This window comes from Streptomyces coryli (assembly GCF_011044975.1).
Lineage (GTDB): Bacteria > Actinomycetota > Actinomycetes > Streptomycetales > Streptomycetaceae > Streptomyces > Streptomyces coryli.
This window is the reverse complement of sequence record NZ_JAAKZV010000221.1, coordinates 1-14,149: the sequence shown is the minus strand read 5'-3', so window position 1 is coordinate 14,149 and position 14,149 is coordinate 1. Positions and strand designations below refer to the sequence as shown.

The following is a 14,149-nucleotide window of genomic DNA, read 5'->3' as shown; positions in this document are numbered from 1 at the left end:
ACGGCCACCTCCCACCGCCCGGCGACCCCACGCCCGAGCAGCACCACCCCACCCGGCACGCTCCACGCCCGCACGTCATCGCGATGACGCAGCGCCCGCTCCACCCGCGGATGGCCGCGCCCGCCGACCGGTGTCAGGGCAATCCCCGGCGGCCCCGCCACAGCATCAGCGACCGTCAGCATGTCGATGTTGTTGACCCGACGCCCCAGCCGCTCGCACAAGGCGCTCAGAAACGGCGGATTGAGCGGCGCCGACAAATCCCCGTCCGGCAGCAGCCCCCGCACCCACTCCGCCTCCGCATCCGCGAAAACCACCGAGCACCCGGTGAACGCGATCACCCCGGCCTCCCGCGCCGACGGCTGCGGCAGCACCCTCACCGCACCATCCGCCGGCGGAAACACCCCCCGTGCGGCATCGTCGAGCATCCCGGCGAGATCGCTCACACCAGCCCACGCTCGACGGCGCTGCGCTCCACGCAGAACTCATTGCCTTCGGGGTCGCCCATGAGCACCCACCCGAGCCCTTCGTCCGTACGGTGATCGGCGACCACCCGCGCCCCGAGCCCCGCCAGCCGCTCCACCTCGCCGTCCCGCGTTCCGGTCGGCGGCTGAATGTCCAGGTGCAGCCGGTTCTTGACGGTCTTCCCCTCCGGCACGCGGATGAAGAGCAGGCCGGGCACCCCGGGCTGCCCGGACTCGATCAGCACCTCGTCGTCGCCAGGAGCGTCCTCGTCCGTGATCTTGTATCCGGTCACGGCGGCCCAGAACTCGGCGATGCGGTACGGGTCATGGGCGTCGAAGGTGATGTGCCGTACGGGATTCACATAGCTGCTCATGCGCCGCAACGTAACCCACCCGAACAGCGTGGCGCACCGTACTAAACCGGCGGCAGCAGCACCTGCCGGGTGCGCCGGTCCGCGTCCAGCACCCGCAGCGCCCGCGCCAGCGTCGCCGCGTGCACCTCCGTCTCGCCGCGGGTGTGCATCAGCTCCAGGGCGTCGCGGAGTTCGGCCGCCTTGCGCACCAGCGCCTGCGCGGCGCGCAGGCCGCCGTACGTGTCCTCGCGGCGGGCCGGGTTGATGCGGCCGAGCAGGTCGACGGCCTCCAAGTAGCGGTCGATCAGCTCGCCTTCGGCGCGCGTGAGGGCAGGCAGCGGCGGCAGCTCAGGCGGCAGCACCCGGCTCACCGCCCCGCGGCGGGCACCGGCCGCTTGCGCGCCTCGGTGAGCCGGTCCACGAGCCCGTACTCGATCGCCTCCTCGGCGTCGAGGAACCGGTCGCGCTCGATGTCCTCGCGCACCTGCTCGCGGGAGCGGCCGGTGTGCCGGGACAGCAGCTCCTCGAGCAGCTCGCGCTGCCGCTGCAGCTCATTGGCCTGGATGACGAGGTCGTCGGCCTGTCCCTGCAGGGTGTCGGCGAGCGCCGGCTGGTGGATGACGATGCGGGCGCCGGGCAACGCGTACCGCTTGCCGGGGGTGCCGGCCGCGAGCAGCACCGCCGCCGCGGCGCCCGCCTGGCCCAGGCACACCGTCTCGACGTCGGAGCTGATGAACCGGATGGTGTCGTAGATCGCGGACATCGAGGTGAGCGAGCCGCCGGGGGAGTTGATGTAGAGCGAGATGTCCTGCTCGGGGGCGGCGTACTCGAGGTGCATGAACTGGGAGATCACATTGTTCGCGGCATCGTCGTCGACCTGGGTGCCGAGGAAGATGATCCGTTCGTTGAGCAGCTTCGAGTACGGGTCCATGGTGCGGGTCCCGGAGCTGGTGCGCTCCTGGAATTCCGGCAGTACGTACCGGGCGGCGGGGTCGGTCATGGCTGCGTCACCTCCAGACGTTAAAATGTACAGGACGTACACACTGTTAGAATGGCAGCATGGCCTACGAAATTCCGGTGACGCAAGCCCGCGCGGAGCTCGCCGACCTGATCAACCGCGTCGTCTACGGCGGCGAGAGGGTGGTCGTGACCCGCCACGGCAAGCCGCTGGTGGCCCTGGTCTCGGCCTCCGACCTGGAGCGACTCGAGTCGGGCGGGACCGAGCCGCTGATCCAGTCGGTCTCGGACGTGGGCACGTCGGCGTCCGCTCCGGGCGAACGGCGCCGTTTCGGCATCGCGGCGGAGCACCGCGGCGGCGCGGAGGCCTGAGAGGCGGGGGCGCTGAGGTCCAGGAGGCGCTCGCTCAGGCCGCCTTGTCCTGCGAGCCGCCTTCCTTGCGCGACTTCTCCAGCTCGGCCTTGACGTCGGTGGCGTACCGGTCCACGTACTCCTGACCCGACAGCTTCAGGATCGAGTACATGATCTCGTCGGTGACGGCGCGCAGCGCGGCCTTCTCGTTGTCCATCCCGGCGAAGCGCGTGAAGTCCAGCGGCTCGCCGAAACGGATCGTCACGCGCCCCAGCTTCGGGATCTTCCGCCCGGGCGGCTGCAGTTCGAAGGTCCCGACCATCGCGCACGGGATCACCTTCACCTGCGCCTTGATCGCCATCGCCGCGACCCCGACCCGGCCCTTGTAGAGCCGCCCGTCGTGGCTCCGCGTCCCCTCCGGGTAGATGCCAAGCAGCTCGTCCTTGCTCAGCACCCCGAGCCCCTCGCTGATCGCCGCCTGCGCCGCGTTACGGCCCGAACGGTCGACCGGGATCTGCCCGGCGCTGCGGAAGAAGCCCGCGATCAGGCGGCCCTTGATGCCGGGCCCGGTGAAGTACTCCTGCTTGGCGAGGAAGGTGATCCGGCGGGTCAGCATCGCCGGCATCAGGAAATGATCCGAGAAGGACAGGTGATTGCCCGCGACGATTGCGGCGCCGTCCTCCGGAATGTGCTCGAGCCCTTCGATCCGCGGCCGGAACATCAGCCGCAACGCAGGCCCCAGCAGCACGTATTTGAGCACGTAATAGAACACGCCAGCCTGCCTTCCCCCATGGTCCGGTGCCCGAGCACACTAGTCGAGCCCCGCGCGCCGGGGGAGGGGCGGGGCGGCATCGGGTGCGTATCGCTGCTGCGTACGGGTGATTGTGCGTACTGGCCGGGCGCGGCGGTGGCGTGGGGCGTTGCCCGGCCGCGGCCTCGGGGCGAGCCTCGGGCTTTCACGCAGCAACCCACGAAAGGCCCGCCATGGCGTCACCGCTCCGCCGCACCGCGGCCGTGTTCGCGGCGCTGGCCGGCTGCCTGCTGGCGGCCCCGGCGGCCCCCGCCCAGCAGCCGCCGGCCCCGGCTCCGGAGCACGGCGGGCTGCTGCTGACGGTCTCCGGCGCGGGCAACACCTGGATCCGCGGCGTCCTGCTCAACTGCCCGTCCGGCATCGGCAACCACCCCGCGGGCCCGCACGCCTGCGCCGCCCTCGAGCGCGCCGCCGGCGACCCGGACCGGCTCGCACCGGAGCCGCGCCCGTGCAGCCGGGAGTACGACCCGGTCACCGCGACCGCGTACGGCACCTGGCAGGGCCGCGCGGTCCGCTGGGAGCGCACCTACGCCAATAGCTGCGAGCTGGACGTGCGTACGGGCCCGGTCTTCAGGTTCTGACGCCGCCTAGCGGATCGGCACGCCCGACAGCGTCCGCGCGATGACGAGCCGCTGGATCTCGCTCGTCCCCTCGAAGATCGTGTAGATCGCGGCGTCCCGGTGCATCCGCTCCACCGGGTACTCCCGGGTGAAGCCGTTGCCGCCGAGGATCTGCATCGCCTGCGCGGTGACGGTCTTGGCCACCTCGCCCGCGAACAGCTTCGACATCGACCCCTCCGCCGAGGTGAACGGCCGCCCCGCGGCGGCCATCCACGACGCCCGCCACACCAGCAGCCGGGCCGCGTCGATCTGGGTGCGCATGTCGGCCAGCTGGAAGGCGACGCCCTGGTTGTCGATGATCGGGCGGCCGAACTGCACCCGGGTCTTGGCGTACTCCATCGCCGTCTCGTACGCGGCCCGCGCGATGCCGACCGCCTGCGCGCCGACCGCGGGGCGGGAGGCCTCGAAGGTGGCCATGGCGGCGTTCTTGACGCGCTCGCCGCCGGTCTTGGCGCGCTCGCGGGCCCGGGCGAGCCGCTCGTCGAGCTTCTCCTTGCCGCCGAGCAGGCAGTTCCCCGGCAGACGTACGTCCTCGAGGACCACCTCGGCGGTGTGCGAGGCGCGGATGCCGTGCTTCTTGAACTTCTGGCCCTGGGACAGGCCCGGAGTGTTCGGCGGCACGATGAAGGAGGCGTGGCCCTTCGAGCCGAGCTCGGGGTCGACGACCGCGACGACGACGTGCACGTTGGCGATGCCGCCGTTGGTCGCCCAGGTCTTGGTGCCGTTGAGCACCCACTCGTCCTTCGCCTCGTCATAGACGGCGCGGGTGCGCATCGCCGAGACGTCGGAGCCCGCGTCGGGCTCGGAGGAGCAGAAGGCGGCGACCTTGACGTCGTTGACGTCGCCGTACATCTCCGGGATCCAGGTGGCTATCTGCTCCTCGGTGCCGTTGGCGACGACGCCGACGGCGGCCAGCCCGGTCCCGACGATGGACAGGGCGATGCCGGCGTCGCCCCAGAAGAGCTCCTCCATGGTCATCGGGATGCCGAGCCCGGTGGGGTCGAAGTACTGCTGGGCGTAGAAGTCGAGCGAGTACAGGCCGATCTTCGCGGCCTCCTGGATCACCGGCCAGGGCGTCTCTTCGCGCTCGTCCCACTCGGCCGCCGCAGGACGGATCACGTCGGCGGAGAAGCCGTGGATCCAGTCGCGTACCGCCTGCTGGTCCTCATTGAGCTCGAACGTGAATTCCGGCATGCCACCCTCCGACTGATGTTACTTTCGGTAACTCGCAGTCTGTTACTCGCGAGTAAGCCGTGTCAACTCCCGGGTACCCGCCCCCTCCAGCACACTCCCCGGCCGACCAGGGTGTTACGTTGCGCACGCGGCAGCGAAAGACGAGGCGACCGGGGAGAGCACGCGTGGAGACCAGCCGGCAGACCGAGCAGCAGCAGGCGGCGGAGCGCCGAAGAGAAGAGCTGCTCCGGGCCGCCGACCGCGTGGTCCTGCGGGAGGGTCCGGACGCCTCCATGAATGCCATCGCCGCCGAGGCCGGCATCACCAAGCCCATCCTCTACCGCCACTTCGGCGACAAGAGCGGCCTCTACCGCGCCCTCGCCGAGCGCCACACCGACGCCCTCGTCGCCTCGCTGCGTGACGCCCTCGACACCCCTACCGGCCGCCGCGAACGCGTCGAGGCCGCCCTCGACACGTACCTCGCCGCCATCGAGGCCCGCCCGCAGGTCTACCGCTTCCTCATGCACCCCGCCGAGGACTCCCGCGCCCCCGAGCGCGACTTCGAGGTCGGCCGCCACTCCGCCCCGCTGCTGCGCCGCCTCGGCGAGGAGCTGGCGCAGGTCGTCGACGAGCGCGTCGACCTCGGCCCGGGCGGCGCGCTGCTGGCGCGCACCTGGGGGCACGGCATCGTCGGCATGATGCACGCCGCGGGGGACTGGTGGCTGCGCGAGCGCCCCTGCTCCCGCGCCGAGCTGGTGCAGTCCCTCGCCGACCTGCTGTGGGGTCGCCTCGCCGCGGCGGCGGACCGGCTCGGCGGTCCGGGCCTGTAGTTCTTACGGGCCTACGCCGCCCATCCGCTGCCCCGCAGCGCCCGCTTCCGCCGCAGCTTCCCGAGCCGGTCGGTGAACACCACCCCGTCCAGGTGATCGCACTCATGCTGCAGGCATCGCGCGAAGAATCCGCTGCCCTCCACCCGCACCGGCGCCCCGGTCACATCGACGCCCTCGACGACGGCCTCGTCCCAGCGCGGCGTACCCGCCTCCCGGCCCGGCAGCGAAAGACATCCCTCCGGGCCGCGCATCAGCACCCCGCCCGTAGAGACGAGTCGCGGATTCACCACATGCCCGATATGCCGCCGATCGTGATCATCCGGACAGTCGTACACGAACACCCGCTGTCCTACGCCGATCTGGCCGGCGGCGAGCCCCACCCCCCGGTAGGCGTACATGGTCGCGAAAAGATCCTCGACCAGCCGCTCCAGCGGCTCGCCGAAGGACGTCACCTCAAGTGCCGGCTGGTGCAGCACGGCTTCGCCGAACCCCAGCACCCGCCGTACCCGTCCGCCGCTGCCCGGAATCGCGCGCTCTGCCATGGCCGTCAGCGTAAAGGGCGTAAACGCTACGACCTGGACAAGACCCCTGGTGGCGATTCGGGTCCGGGCCTAACTCTCGGTAGGCTGAGCCCCGCGCCGAATGCGAGGAGGAACTTCGACGATGGCAGGCAACACGGACCCGCTGTCCGCACGGGCAAAGCTGGCCGTTACGGCAGGCAAGGCCGCGGCCGCGGTGTCCCGGGCCGCGGGTCGCGGCAGCGGATCGGTGATCGGCGGCAAGGTCGCTCTCAGGCTCGAGCCCGATCTGCTCGCCCGCCTCTCCACCCACCTCGACGTGGTGCTGGTCTCCGCCACCAACGGCAAGACGACCACCACCCGGCTGATCGCCGAGGCGCTGCGCGCTTCCGGCCCGGTGGTCTCCAACGCCCTCGGCGCCAACATGCCCGCCGGCATCACCTCCGCCCTGGCAGGCGGCTCCGACGCCAAGTACGGCGTCATCGAGGTCGACGAGAAGTACCTGGCGGGCGTCGCCCGCGACGTCGACCCCAAGGCGATCGCGCTGCTCAACCTCTCCCGCGACCAGCTCGACCGCGCCGCCGAGACCCGGATGCTCGCCGAGCGCTGGCGCGAGGGCCTGGCCGGCACCAAGGCCGTCGTCATCGCCAACGCCGACGACCCGCTCGTCGCCTGGGCCGCCTCCTCCTGCCCCAACGTCATCTGGGTCGCCGCCGGGCAGCAGTGGAAAGAGGACTCCTGGTCCTGCCCGTCCTGCGGCGGCGTGCTGCAGTGGTCCGGCGACGACTGGGGCTGCGGCGAGTGCGGCTTCCGCCGCCCCACGCCCAGCTGGGCGCTGAGCGGCGACCACGTGCTGGACCCGCACGGCGCCGCCTGGCCGATCAAGCTCCAGCTCCCCGGCCGCGCCAACAAGGCCAACGCCACCACCTCGGCCGCGGTTGCCGCCGCTTTCGGCGTCCACCCGCAGACGGCACTTGAGCGGATGTACGACGTGGCCGCCGTCGCCGGGCGCTACGACGTGGTGAGCTTCTCCGGCCGCGAACTGCGCCTGCTGCTGGCCAAGAACCCGGCCGGCTGGCTCGAGACCTTCTCCCTCATCGACGCCCCGCCCGCCCCGGTGGTCCTGTCCGTCAACGCCCGCAGCGCCGACGGCACCGACACCTCCTGGCTGTGGGACGTCGCCTACGGCCGCCTCGCCGGCCACCCGATCTTCGTCATCGGCGACCGCAAGCTCGACCTCGCCGTCCGCCTCGAGGTGGCGGGCGTCGACTTCCGCGTCTGCCGCGACCTGGACGAGGCCGTCGCCGCGGCCCCGCCGGGCCGTATCGAGGTCATCGCCAACTACACCGCGTTCCAGGACCTGCGCCGCCGGGTCGGCAACTGACCGCCGAGGAGAGAGACCAGAGCATGAACGACAACAGCCTCCGCCTCGTCTGGGTCTACCCCGACCTGCTCTCCACCTACGGCGACCAGGGCAACGCGCTCGTCGTCGAGCGCCGCGCCCAGCAGCGCGGCATCGCGGTCGAGCGCGTCGACGTACGCTCCGACCAGCCCGTGCCCGCCGGCGCCGACATCTACCTCATCGGCGGCGGCGAGGACCGCCCGCAGCGCCTCGCCGCCGAGCGGCTGCGCCGCGACGGCGGCCTGAACCGGGCCGCCGCGAACGGCGCGATCATCTTCTCCGTCTGCGCCGGATACCAGATCCTCGGCCATGAGTTCATCAACGACCTCAATGAGCGCGAGGCGGGCCTCGGCCTCCTCGACGTCATCTCCACCCGGGGCGAGAAGGAGCGCTGCGTCGGCGACGTCCTGGGCGACATCGACGAGCGCCTCGGCCTGCCGCCGCTGACAGGGTTCGAGAACCACCAGGGCATCACCCACCTCGGCCCCGGCGCCCGCCCCTTCGCCCGTACCCGCTTCGGCAATGGCAATGGCACCGGCGACGGCACCGAAGGCGCCTGGAACGACACGGTGTTCGGCACGTACATGCACGGCCCGGTCCTGGCCCGTAACCCGCAGATCGCCGACCTGCTCATCCGGCTCGCCATGGACGCCCCGTCCCTGCCGGCGCTGGACGACCGCTGGTACGAGGCGCTGCGCGAGGAGCGGATCGCGGCCGCCACGCAGCCCGCCTGACGTGTCCCTGTAGGCTAAGGGGCACCCCCAGCCGGACGACGGGGTCCGGTCATCCACCCCACGTCCGCGAAGGGTTCCCCTCCGCCATGCGCATAGGTGTGCTCACATCCGGCGGCGACTGCCCCGGTCTGAACGCCGTCATCCGCTCCGTCGTCCACCGCGCCGTCGCCGACCGCGGCGACGAGGTCATCGGCTTCCGCGACGGCTGGAAAGGCCTGCTGGAGTGCGACTACCGCAAGCTCGACCTCGACGCCGTGGGCGGCATCCTCGCCCGCGGCGGCACCATCCTCGGCTCCTCCCGCGTCCAGCCGGCGCATCTGCGCGACGGCGTTGAACGGGCGCGGGAGCACGTCTCCGAGCTCGGCCTCGACGCCATCATCCCGATCGGCGGCGAAGGCACCCTCAAGGCCGCCCGGATGCTCTCCGACGCCGGGCTGCCGATCGTCGGCGTGCCGAAGACCATCGACAACGACATCGCGTCGACGGACGTCACCTTCGGCTTCGACACGGCCGTGGGCGTGGCGACCGACGCCCTCGACCGGCTGAAGACCACGGCCGAATCCCACCAGCGCGTCCTGATCGTCGAGGTCATGGGCCGGCACACGGGCTGGATCGCCCTGCACTCCGGCATGGCGGCGGGCGCGCACGCCATCGTCGTACCGGAACGGCCCTTCGACATCGGGGAGCTGACCAAGCTGGTCGGCCGCCGCTTCGAGGCCGGCAAGCGGTTCGCGATCGTCGTGGTCGCCGAGGGCGCCAAGCCGCGCGAGGGCAGCATGCCCTTCGACACCGGCGGCAAGGACGTCTACGGCCACGAGCGGTTCGCCGGCGTCGCCCGGCAGCTGTCCGTCGAGCTGGAGGAGCGTCTCGGCAAGGAGGCGCGGCCGGTGATCCTCGGCCATGTCCAGCGCGGCGGCACCCCGACCGCGTACGACCGCGTCCTGGCCACCCGCTTCGGCTGGCACGCGGTGGAGGCCGCCCACGAGGGCGCCTTCGGGATGATGACCGCCCTGCGCGGTACGGACATCACGCTCGTCCCGCTCGCCGAGGCCGTCGAGACCCTGAAGACGGTCCCGACGCACCGCTACGACGAGGCGGAGTGCGTCCTGTAAGGAAACGCTTCCCGAAAGAGCCGCCCCGCGCTAATAGCTGCGCGGAGGCGGCTCTATTCTTCTCCGTATAACTCTGTGCAAAAGGCACCACCGGCAACGAAGAGGGAATCAGCCATGGACCACGGCGGACACGGCGGCCACCTGAACCTGCCGCCGTTCACCCTCGAACGCGGCCTGGCCTGGAGCCCCGACACCTTCTTCCTGATCGCCTGCGCGCTCGGCCTGGCCCTCTACGCCTGGGGCGTCATCCGCCTCATCCGCCGCGGCGACAAGTGGCCGATCCCGCGCACCATCGCCTTTACGGTCGGTGTGCTCACGGTGGCGCTGGTGATGTGCACGGGGCTGAACGACTACGGCATGGTCATGTTCAGCGTGCACATGGTGCAGCACATGATCATCAGCATGCTCTCGCCGATCCTGATCCTGCTGGGCGCCCCGGTCACGCTGCTGCTGCGCGCCCTGCCGACGACGCCGCGCGGCAAGCGGGGCCCGCGCTCGCTGCTGGTCTCGCTTCTGCACAGCCGCTACCTGAGCATCATTACGCACCCGGTCTTCACCATCATCCTGTTCATCGCGAGCCTCTACGCCCTCTACTTCACGCCGATCTTCGACACCCTGATGGGCAGCCGGGTCGGGCATATCGCGATGATGTGCCACTTCCTCGCGGTGGGCCTGGTGTTCTTCTGGCCGATCATGGGCGTGGACCCCGGCCCGCATCAGCCGACTCACGTGATGCGGATCCTCACGCTCTTCGCGGGGATGCCCTTCCACGCCTTCTTCGGCATCGCGCTGATGATGGGCGGCGAGCCGATGGTGGCGACCTTCGCCGACCCGCCGGCCTCACTGCATCTCGACCCGCTCGGCGATCAGCAGGCGGCGGGCGGCATCGCCTGGGCGTTCAGCGAGATCCCGTCGATCCTGGTGCTGGTGGCGCTGATCCACCAGTGGTACCACTCCGAGCAGCGCAAGGCCCGCCGCGACGACCGCGCCGCCGCCCGCGACGGCGACGCGGAGCTGGTGGCGTACAACGCCTACCTGGCGTCGCTGAACTCCCGCTCGAGCTGAGGTCGCTAAGAGGCTTCAGGTGGCGATGTCGGCCGCGAGCCGGTCCGCTACGGAGCGGGGCGCGCGGCCGAGGAGTTCGGTCAGCAGCGGGTCGGCTTCGGTGAAGTAGCCGGCGCGGCCGGCCTCGTACCAGCTGAGCATGAGTCGGGCCATCGGCTCCGGGACGCCGCTCGCGACCTGCCCGGCGACCCATTGTTCGTCGTCCAGGACGATGCGCTTGATGGTGCGGCCGGTGAGGCCGGAGGCGATCTCGGCGACGGCGTCGAAGGTGACGGCGTCGGGTGCGGTGAGATGGACGGGACCGTCGAAGTAGCGGTCGCCGGCGAGGACGGCCGCGGTGGCCTCGGCCACGTCGGCACGGTCGGTGTACGGGGTGGGGCCGTCCTCCGGCTGGGCGATCTCGCCGGTCTGCTGCCACGGGCCGAGCACCTGGTCGAGCGGGCCGTAGGCGCCATTGCGCAGCGCGGTCCAGGCGACACCGGACTCGGCGAGCATCGCCTCGGTGGCGATGTGGAAGTCCGACGGCCGGTACGGATTGCCCGGGACGGCACCCTGCTGGCTCGTGTAGACGATCCGCCGGACGCCGGCCGCGACGGCGGCTTCAATGGCGTTGCGGTGCAGGCCGACCAGGTCGGCGGCCGGGTCGTTGCCGGACACCAGCAGGACCTGCTCGGCACCGGCGAAGGAGTCGCGCAGCGCGGCCGGATCCTCGTAGGAGCCCTGCCGCACGCGCACCCCGCGGTCGGCCAGGTGCTGCGCCTTGGCGGTGTCGCGGACGCTGACGCCGATCCGGTCGGCGGGTATGCGCGTGAGGAGGTGCTCGACGGTGGCGCCGCCCAGCCCACCGGTGGCGCCGGTGACAACGATCATCTTCCTGGCCTCTTCCTGTGTACCCGCGGTGGCGTAAGTTGACCAGGCGGGTCAGTTTCTCTTCCGCAGTCGACCGTAGGTAAACTGACCTAGTGAGTCAAATTACGCCCGCGGGGCGTCAGTGAGAGATGGTGAGGACCTTGGCCGGTGCGAAGCCTGCGGCGTCCCGGCTGCGCGCCGACGCCCGCCGCAATTCCGAGCAGATCCGCTCCGCCGCGATCGGCGCCTTCCAGGGGCGGGGCCTGACGGTGCCGCTGGAGGAGGTCGCCAAGGCGGCAGGGGTGAGCAAGGCCACGATCTTCAACCGGTTCGGCGGGCGGATCGGCCTCATCGAGGCCGTCATCGAAGAGGTCGTCGCCACGGAGCTGTTCGCCGTCATCGACCACACCCGGACCCTCGATGACGTCGACGAGCGGATCACGTACTACGTCACCGGGCTCCGCGATCTCCAGTACCGCCAACCCGCCGTGAACGACGTCCTGTTGCAGACGTATCCGCACTCGCAGCAGCTCATGGAGATCTGCAAGGCCGGAAGCGAGATCAACGACGAACTCATCGCCGCAGCGCGGCCGTCCGGCGCGCTGCGTCCGGAGTTCACGGCGGACGACCTCTACGCCCTGTTCATGGACAACGCCCTCGCCCTCAAGCACGGTCCGCGGCCTCCCCGGGCCGACTACGACCGCCGCACCACGTACCTCCTGGACGGAATCCGCGGCCCCCGGCCGCTACCCCTTCCGGCCTCTGGCGCGGACGTACCCACCGGGTGAGGATGGGGGAGGGGCGAGTCACTCGGCTATGCGGTGGGGTGGTGCGGCAATGTCCGGTTCCCTGAAGACCCTGGTGGGATGCACCGCGGGCGGCCTGGTGGCCGTTTCGGCGTATTCCGCGGCGCTGGGCAGCAGCGGGTGGCTGTGGTTTTTCTGGACAGTGCTGCTGCTGACGCTGATCGGTGCGCTCGTCGTGGGGGACTGACGGCGCGACGGACAGGCGGCCCGTAACGCCGCCCGCCCGCCGGCCCTGTTCAGCAGTGTGCGTGCATCCCGGCTACGGGGCGCTCCGCCGTCTCCGGGGACCACGCCTTCGCGGCCACGCCGTTGAGATCCCAGACCACCTTCCCGGCGCGCACGGTCACCTGCGCCGTGAGCCGCCGCTTGCCGTCGATGCGATAGCCGAAGCTGTCCGTGAAGCCGAACGCGCCCTGGTCGGCGGAGAGGACCACGATGTCCGCCGGTGCGCCCTCCGACAGGTGGCCGAGGTCAGGGCGGCCGATGGTCCGCGCCGGCATCCAGGTGGACGCCTTGATCACGTCCTGCAGCGACATCCCGAGCACCAGGAACTTCGACATGAGGTTGGCCATGTCCTTCATCCCGGAGTTCATGCTCGTGATGTGCAGGTCGGTGGAGAGGGTGTCGGGCGGGAAGCCCTCCTTCATGGCCTGCTTCACCACGGCCCACGAGAAGCTGCCGCCGCCGTGCCCGACGTCGAAGAGCACCCCGCGCCGGCGGCCGGCGTGCATGCCCGGGTTGAGCCTGCCGTCCTCACCGAGCTCGCGGCGCAGCCCGGAGTAGGCGTGCGTGTAGATGTCCCCGGGGCCCAGCTTCTCGGTGAGCAGCTGCTCCAGCGGCCGCTCGGGGTGGTCGCTGCCGAAGTCGACCTTCACCGGGAGGTCCGCTCGCACGCCGGCCTCAACCGAACGGTCCACCGCGATCCAGTCGTTGCCCTCGTAGTGTGCCGTCTTGATGCCGACGATCGTCCCCGGATACCGCTCGGCCTGGTCGACCGCGGGCCCCGGCAGCATGTCGCCGACATCCTGCTCGATCTTGGCCCCGCCCATGCCTTTGCCGACGATGTTGAGGAAGGCCAGCACCCGGGTCTGGGCGCGATCGATGATGTTCTTCTTGAACAGCTCGAAGTTGGCCGCCCCTGAAGAGCCCGCGTCCACCGCGGTGGTGACGCCGCTGCGGAAGGTGAACCCGTCCGGCACCACGCCGTTCTTGCCGTTCGCGTAGTCGTTCTCCGGCCCGTAGAACAGGTGGGCGTGCAGATCGATCAGGCCCGGGGTGACGTACTGGCCGCGGGCGTCCACCGTCTGCTTCGCCGCCGAGGCGTCGATGCGGCGCGCCACCTCGGCGATCTTCCCGTCCTTGACGGCGATGTCCCGCACCGCGTTCACGTTGTTCTTCGGGTCGATGACATGACCGCCCTGGATGACCAGGTCGTACGCCCCTGCCTCCCCGGCCGCCGCGCCGGACTGGGCCGACGCGGCCGGGGACGCCTTGCCCAGGACCACGCCGAGTGCGGCGGCGGGCGGCAGCAGCACGCGGGCCCGGTTGCGTATCTCCATCCCTTTGGCCCTCATATGACCGCGATGCAGTCGATCTCGACGAGCGAGTCGCCGGGGATGCCGGCCGCGGCGGCGATGGTGGTGCGCACGCCCGGCTCGGGGCCCCAGCGGCCGAGGAAGACCTCGTTCATGCCGTCGTAGTCGTCGAGGGTGTTGAGGTAGACGTTGACCTTGAGCACCTTCTCCATGGAGGAGCCGACCGACTCCAGATAGCGCTCCACCTCGTTCAGCACATGCTCGGTGTGCTCCTTGATGTCGCCCTCGAAGTGGGCGCCGATGCCGGAGATGAAGACCATCGAGCCGTACGTGACGATCGGGCTGAACAGCGGGTTCTCCGGCGGCTCCGCGCCGTCGGGGTAGTGCACCTCCTTCTTGGGCGGCCGGCCGCTCTTGCTGTCCGCGGCGGCGGCCGTGCCCGCGCCGGCCACCGCCGGCACGGCGGCTACGGCGGCGACGGCGGGGGCGCGGCGGATGAAGTCACGTCGGTTCGAGGTCACACGTCCTCCTGGATTGTTCAGGGCATGACAGTTGGGGAGATGGGGGAGGGG

18 protein-coding genes and 1 pseudogene are annotated in these 14,149 nt (G+C 70.9%); 9 read left to right on the top strand and 10 right to left on the bottom strand.

Annotated elements, in window-relative coordinates; genetic code table 11:
* The 4 genes and pseudogenes from G5C51_RS32885 to G5C51_RS32870 all read right to left on the bottom strand — a co-directional run.
* Positions 1–443: pseudogene (locus tag G5C51_RS32885) on the bottom strand (GNAT family N-acetyltransferase); the annotation flags it as partial.
* Positions 440–835 (bottom strand): VOC family protein, encoded by a 396-nt coding sequence (locus G5C51_RS32880; protein WP_165242837.1) that lies wholly within the window; start codon positions 833–835, stop codon positions 440–442. The pseudogene G5C51_RS32885 and the gene G5C51_RS32880, both read right to left, overlap by 4 nt.
* Positions 836–876: 41 nt before the next feature.
* Positions 877–1,176, bottom strand: a complete 300-nt coding sequence (locus G5C51_RS32875; protein ID WP_165242835.1) for a hypothetical protein — start codon at positions 1,174–1,176, stop codon at positions 877–879.
* Positions 1,177–1,181: 5 nt separating this feature from the next.
* Positions 1,182–1,814: an ATP-dependent Clp protease proteolytic subunit gene (locus G5C51_RS32870; RefSeq protein WP_165242833.1), complete on the bottom strand. Its 633-nt coding sequence runs from the start codon at positions 1,812–1,814 to the stop codon at positions 1,182–1,184.
* A 59-nt stretch (positions 1,815–1,873) separates the two neighbouring features.
* Between G5C51_RS32870 and G5C51_RS32865 the strand changes: the two genes are divergently transcribed.
* Positions 1,874–2,143: a type II toxin-antitoxin system Phd/YefM family antitoxin gene (locus G5C51_RS32865; RefSeq protein ID WP_165242831.1), complete on the top strand. Its 270-nt coding sequence runs from the start codon at positions 1,874–1,876 to the stop codon at positions 2,141–2,143.
* Between the two features lie 34 nt (positions 2,144–2,177).
* Here the strand turns inward: G5C51_RS32865 and G5C51_RS32860 are convergent, their stop codons facing one another.
* The gene (locus G5C51_RS32860) at positions 2,178–2,894 is read right to left on the bottom strand and encodes a 1-acyl-sn-glycerol-3-phosphate acyltransferase (RefSeq protein WP_165242829.1); all 717 of its coding nucleotides are present in this window, start codon (positions 2,892–2,894) and stop codon (positions 2,178–2,180) included.
* A gap of 212 nt (positions 2,895–3,106) precedes the next feature.
* On the opposite strand from G5C51_RS32860, the gene G5C51_RS32855 reads away from it, so the two are divergent.
* On the top strand, positions 3,107–3,514 hold the full coding sequence (locus tag G5C51_RS32855; RefSeq protein ID WP_165242827.1) for an SSI family serine proteinase inhibitor: 408 nt from the start codon (positions 3,107–3,109) through the stop codon (positions 3,512–3,514).
* Between the two features lie 6 nt (positions 3,515–3,520).
* Here G5C51_RS32855 and G5C51_RS32850 read toward each other — a convergent pair whose 3' ends face one another.
* On the bottom strand, positions 3,521–4,747 hold the full coding sequence (locus G5C51_RS32850) for an acyl-CoA dehydrogenase family protein (RefSeq protein ID WP_165242825.1): 1,227 nt from the start codon (positions 4,745–4,747) through the stop codon (positions 3,521–3,523).
* 164 nt (positions 4,748–4,911) lie between these two features.
* On the opposite strand from G5C51_RS32850, the gene G5C51_RS32845 reads away from it, so the two are divergent.
* Positions 4,912–5,556 (top strand): TetR family transcriptional regulator, encoded by a 645-nt coding sequence (locus G5C51_RS32845; protein WP_165242823.1) that lies wholly within the window; start codon positions 4,912–4,914, stop codon positions 5,554–5,556.
* An 11-nt stretch (positions 5,557–5,567) separates the two neighbouring features.
* On the opposite strand, the gene def is transcribed toward G5C51_RS32845, so the two are convergent.
* A complete protein-coding gene (def, locus tag G5C51_RS32840) occupies positions 5,568–6,098 on the bottom strand; it encodes a peptide deformylase (RefSeq protein ID WP_206314590.1) in 531 nt (176 codons plus the stop codon).
* 121 nt (positions 6,099–6,219) lie between these two features.
* Between def and G5C51_RS32835 the strand changes: the two genes are divergently transcribed.
* The 4 genes from G5C51_RS32835 (at position 6,220) to G5C51_RS32820 (ending at position 10,387) form a co-directional block, all read left to right on the top strand.
* The gene (locus tag G5C51_RS32835; protein WP_165242821.1) at positions 6,220–7,458 is read left to right on the top strand and encodes a Mur ligase family protein; all 1,239 of its coding nucleotides are present in this window, start codon (positions 6,220–6,222) and stop codon (positions 7,456–7,458) included.
* Between the two features lie 23 nt (positions 7,459–7,481).
* Positions 7,482–8,210 (top strand): type 1 glutamine amidotransferase, encoded by a 729-nt coding sequence (locus G5C51_RS32830; RefSeq protein WP_165242819.1) that lies wholly within the window; start codon positions 7,482–7,484, stop codon positions 8,208–8,210.
* A gap of 86 nt (positions 8,211–8,296) precedes the next feature.
* Positions 8,297–9,322: a 6-phosphofructokinase gene (locus tag G5C51_RS32825; protein WP_165242817.1), complete on the top strand. Its 1,026-nt coding sequence runs from the start codon at positions 8,297–8,299 to the stop codon at positions 9,320–9,322.
* 114 nt (positions 9,323–9,436) lie between these two features.
* Complete coding sequence (locus G5C51_RS32820) at positions 9,437–10,387, top strand: cytochrome c oxidase assembly protein (protein WP_165242815.1); 951 nt, start codon at positions 9,437–9,439, stop codon at positions 10,385–10,387.
* Positions 10,388–10,402: 15 nt separating this feature from the next.
* Here G5C51_RS32820 and G5C51_RS32815 read toward each other — a convergent pair whose 3' ends face one another.
* On the bottom strand, positions 10,403–11,257 hold the full coding sequence (locus tag G5C51_RS32815; RefSeq protein ID WP_165242813.1) for an NAD(P)H-binding protein: 855 nt from the start codon (positions 11,255–11,257) through the stop codon (positions 10,403–10,405).
* Between the two features lie 131 nt (positions 11,258–11,388).
* On the opposite strand from G5C51_RS32815, the gene G5C51_RS32810 reads away from it, so the two are divergent.
* The gene (locus G5C51_RS32810) at positions 11,389–12,024 is read left to right on the top strand and encodes a TetR/AcrR family transcriptional regulator (RefSeq protein ID WP_476715147.1); all 636 of its coding nucleotides are present in this window, start codon (positions 11,389–11,391) and stop codon (positions 12,022–12,024) included.
* Positions 12,025–12,073: 49 nt separating this feature from the next.
* Entirely contained in the window at positions 12,074–12,229 is a 156-nt protein-coding gene (locus G5C51_RS32805; protein ID WP_165242809.1) for a hypothetical protein, read from the top strand.
* Between the two features lie 49 nt (positions 12,230–12,278).
* Here the strand turns inward: G5C51_RS32805 and G5C51_RS32800 are convergent, their stop codons facing one another.
* Both G5C51_RS32800 and G5C51_RS32795 read right to left on the bottom strand, forming a co-directional pair.
* Positions 12,279–13,601 carry an amidohydrolase/deacetylase family metallohydrolase gene (locus G5C51_RS32800; RefSeq protein ID WP_165242807.1) on the bottom strand — a complete coding sequence of 441 codons (1,323 nt, stop codon included), beginning with the start codon at positions 13,599–13,601 and terminating at the stop codon, positions 12,279–12,281.
* Between the two features lie 11 nt (positions 13,602–13,612).
* Entirely contained in the window at positions 13,613–14,098 is a 486-nt protein-coding gene (locus tag G5C51_RS32795) for a Rid family hydrolase (RefSeq protein WP_165242805.1), read from the bottom strand.
* Positions 14,099–14,149 lie beyond the last annotated feature (51 nt).